This is a genomic window from Pedobacter sp. 01T416_2 (assembly GCF_056398925.1).
In genome coordinates this window covers 1-4,352 of record NZ_JBFTQI010000513.1, presented here as the reverse complement: position 1 = coordinate 4,352, position 4,352 = coordinate 1, and the positions used below count along the sequence as shown (strand labels likewise).

Annotated in this window: 3 protein-coding genes; all 3 read right to left on the bottom strand. The window is 39.8% G+C overall.

Translation table 11 applies throughout. The features are described from left to right. On the bottom strand, window positions 1-750 hold a 750-nt coding region (locus tag AC1DPQ_RS19245; protein WP_477610570.1), incomplete at its 3' end, for a hypothetical protein. Window positions 751-772: 22 nt separating this feature from the next. Next, a complete protein-coding gene (locus tag AC1DPQ_RS19240) occupies window positions 773-2,074 on the bottom strand; it encodes a hypothetical protein (RefSeq protein ID WP_477580985.1) in 1,302 nt (433 codons plus the stop codon). A 111-nt stretch (window positions 2,075-2,185) separates the two neighbouring features. Beyond that, complete coding sequence (locus AC1DPQ_RS19235) at window positions 2,186-4,318, bottom strand: tetratricopeptide repeat protein (protein WP_477610569.1); 2,133 nt, start codon at window positions 4,316-4,318, stop codon at window positions 2,186-2,188. Window positions 4,319-4,352 lie beyond the last annotated feature (34 nt).

Genomic DNA, 4,352 nt, shown 5'->3' with positions numbered 1-4,352 from the left:
GATTAAAAGCCTTTCTCTTTCGTAATAAACCAACAGGGCTTCGAGGTATTCTTTACGGGTAGCGGGTATAAATACTAAAGCACCGGGTTTTGTGCAATACCAATGCCGGGTCATATATACGCTACGACTACCCTCTTTTACTGTGGCTTCGGGAATATCCTGATAATACCCTTTGCCGTTATTGACATCTTTAGATGCATCCATTTTAATAAAATTGTGCAGGGCGATAAACTGTCCATTGTATTTTTTGAGTGTTTCGTAATAGTAAGACTCATCTGAAAAAGAAAAAGCTGATTCTATCACTGTATAACGATTAACATAAGCCCTAAAAACATTAGCATATTCACTGTTAACCATCATTTTGTTTTTGACACAGATGTACTCGTAGCAGCCCATATTAAGATCGTAGCTTGCCAATGGATATTTACCTGCTATTATTGCTGGGGCATTGCCCGAAAAAGCAGTTTTGAGTACACAGCCTTTAAGGTTGTAATTGACACGACTTTGTTTTTCGAGTGTCTCAATTTTTGTGATTATGGCATTGGCGGTAGCTTTATTGGCAGCTGTACCCAATTCATCCAGCCAGTGTAACTTTTGCTGTGGCCATTCACAATGGGCAGCATCTATCTGTTTACCTGGAAGGTTTTCCAGATCTTTTGACGATTGGCAATCTTGTGCATATACTTGTTGGACTAACCCAAAGAATGCAACAACTAAAATAGCAATGATCAATATATATACTTGTTTCATGGATTGAATTTGTTTTTAGATTTTAATCCAGCATTTTTCTTAGCGCAGCTAAATCAAAATGCTGCTCCCAATTATTGAACAACCTTGAAGAGTAGCCATAATCTTTAGTGATCTCATATCGAAACTGTACTTCTATCAACAAAGGTTTTGCAGCCTGCCCGTTATTGGAAACAAAATAAGCTGGATTTAAAACATACAGGGCACATTTATACTCTCCTTCTGCATCATAAAACCTACCCAAAGCTTCCAAGATTTTATTTGCATCTTTTACCAATCTATCCTGATCTACCACTGCCGGTTTTTGTAACCATTCTGGTTTTTGTTTGGCAAGCAGGTCATTCACTATTGCTTTTTTTGCTTCATATATCTTAGGGTAAGCAAGCTTGTCTGCTTCCAAAGCGGCCAATGTTCTTTTTGCAGACTCAGCAGTATTATTTACTATATTTTTAATTTTCTCTGCGTTGTCATATTCAAAATTGGCTTTCTCTATTTCAAAATATTCCAGCATATCCAACAGGTATTGCTTGCGGCTAACGGGTATGAGTAAAGGCACTCCCGGTTTGGTGAGGAAATAACGACGATCTATAAATTGATACGAATTAGGCCCGTGAGTATCATATCTGCCACCCATTTCCCAGTGCTCAACATAGCCGTTACCATTGTTGAGTTTTAAGAAATCGGTATGAAAATCTTTATAGGCATCAGAGCGGGCAACCATAAAGGTTGATTCTGAAATATATTGTGATAAACGGCTGGGATTGTTGCTTTTGTCTTTTTCAAAGTTGGGACCTACTTTTGCTTCTATAGGAATTTGGTACATCGCATTTCCATTATTAATATTAAACTCGCCTGTGCCTACAGCATGTACGCCTCCGGGCATTATAGAGGGATTGAAGGCAACCCTGAAAGCCGTTCTGTATTCATCTACTATTTTGCTGGCGTGTTGGTTAACATTGCAGACAAAAGCATATACGCCCATACTGTACTCATAGCTGGCATAAACATTTTTGCTGTAATTACTGCTGCCCCACCTGGTAAAACTTACTCTGGCGGCACCTCCCGTCAATTTAAAATTATTACGGCTTGCTTCCTCCAGTTTTTCTACGGCAATGAGGTTTTTCATCATTGTAGTTTTTTCGGCGGGTGTGCCTTTTAAACTAAAGCCATATTTTGTATTGTTATGGTCGGTATAAATACCAGGCATAGCGTCAACATCTGCACGTGAACCACAGGGCGTTAATGGGTCAGCTATTTTTTTTATTCCTTGCGAAAAAGCTGCTGTATTTACAAGCACAACGGCTAAGAGTGTCAAAAACTGTTTCATGGTTTATCGTTTTAATTTTTTTAGCAAAATGCCGTGGCCGTTTAATGGAACTGCGATGGCTGATTAAAATTCTAGACAAATTGGGACAGTTAAATTCCTATCTCAAACAAGCTATTTCAAAAAATCGCTACCAAACCCTGGTATGGATGACCCGGCGGCCTTAAAACCACCGCTCACACTTATTTCAACATCAACTAAATTAACACCTGCACTGCCTCCCATAGGGCCACTCATCTCTGCTGAAACTGATTCTTTAACGATCAAATCAACCGGGTTCATATTCCCATCAAACTTGATGGTGGTTCCTATTTCTGCACCTATTTTTCCACCCAGTTTTTTGGTGATCTCAAATTCTTTTTCTTTTCCTGCTTTTACAGTAATGCTGTGCCCAGTAGTTTGCCAGGTTACAGGATCAACACTTCGATCGTACCTAAATGAACCTTCTTTAAAATCTGCATAAACCGACCAGCCTTCGCAATTCATTTTTCCACCGGTTACCATGAGGTCTATCCCAAAATCCACTTCGCAGTGTTCTCTTTCCCAATCGTGTATTTTGCCTCTGTAATTGTTGGCTTTCATATAATCGCCACAGGGTTTTGATAGCCCCCCGTCCACATGCATAGGGAAAAGCGGATAAGCAAGCTTATACAAGTCTTTCAAATAGCCCACATAAAATGCGTAGTTAACGGCCGTAGGGTCTTGCATGGATTGCATCACGATGGTATTCCAAAAAAGATGCTCTTGCAAACGCTGGTTCAACAGATCTTCCATTTTATGGATATATTGCATATTGATTACGGCAATCTTTTCCAACCATTTATTTTGTCGTGCTGTTTTCAGTTCACAGAGTTGTTTTTCAATGGCTACTGCCCTTGCATTTGCTGCATCCTGGCCTTCGCCGTCTTTCAGTTTGCTGTTTTCGTTTACCAAAGCATTTATCTTATCATCAAAATCGGTTTTCAATGCCTGTTTCAGTTCATTCACGCTTGCTAACCTGTTTGCTGTTTCAGTTTTCATTCGGCTATAATATGATTTGCTGAATTGCGGATTGTCTATGCTGGACAGCATAACGGCTCCCTGAGCCATGAAAGGATTACTGAACGATGCTTTGATATCCTGCACAGATTTTGAATAGCCAGGCTTGCCCGCATTAGCCATCACCTGCTGCATTTGTGCCATCATTTTAGCCTGGTTTCCCTGTACTTGGTTCTCATATTTTTTGTTGAGTTCCTTTTGCGTTTTATAAGTTGCGTTAATAGTAGCATCAAAGTCCCTGAAATAGGCTTCCACTTCACCATCCCGTGCTACTGCTTCTTCATACGATGCCGGTATTGACGGTACAATAAAGCGTTTGGTAACACTATGGTTTTTATAAAATTGTTTAAAACGTTTTCTGATATGCGCCGAAATGTCTTTTTGAGGTGCTACCTGGTTCAGCAGATTAATATTTTCGGTAGTAGCAGCGCCATGGGCAATGGATTTTTCAAGATACCCACCACAAAGTGCTTTATCTCCCTGTTTTTGTGCAATGAGTGCCATCGAACGATACGCTTCCGTTTTGGTCGAATCTTTTGCAATGGCTGATAAAAACAACGGTTTCGCCTTGTCAACATAACCCAAACTCAGATAAGCCTGACCTATATTGTTAAGCAAGGTGCCGCTTTGAGGCACAAATTTTTGCGTATATAAAAGCAGCGGTAAAGATTTATGTGCATATCCCGAAAGGGTAAGCAATGCGCCCAGATTATTGATGGAAACATAATCGTCTGGATTGGTGATACAGGCATTAATAAGCAGGTACAATGCTTTGTCCAATTCATTATGCGACCAAAACACCATTGCATATTTTCCGGTTTCAGCGCCCTTATCCAATAATTTTTGTACCGCTTTTACATGATCGGGTTTCATCGCAGTTTCTGTTTGCGAAAAAATCGGTTTGAGGTAAGCTATAAGTTTCCCTTTATCAGTGGGTGTGGCCGGTATAGCCAGTGTAGAAAGTTTTTCGGGAATTTTGTTCGGGTCACCCATTTGCATCAATGCTGTTCCAGTACCACCTTGCTGCATATTTTTTTGGGCAGTTTTCATTGTTTTTTCAAGTCCCATTTTCTCTAGCATGGCTCGCTGCTCTGGGGTCATATTTTTTTTCAGCTCCTCCATTTTTTTCATAGCATCTTCCGTGCTTTGCTTTTGTTGTGCTATTGCCAATAAGGGCAGCATCAATAGGATTATCAATATATTTTTCATTGCCTCATTCTTTATTGTTTTTTAATATCAATAT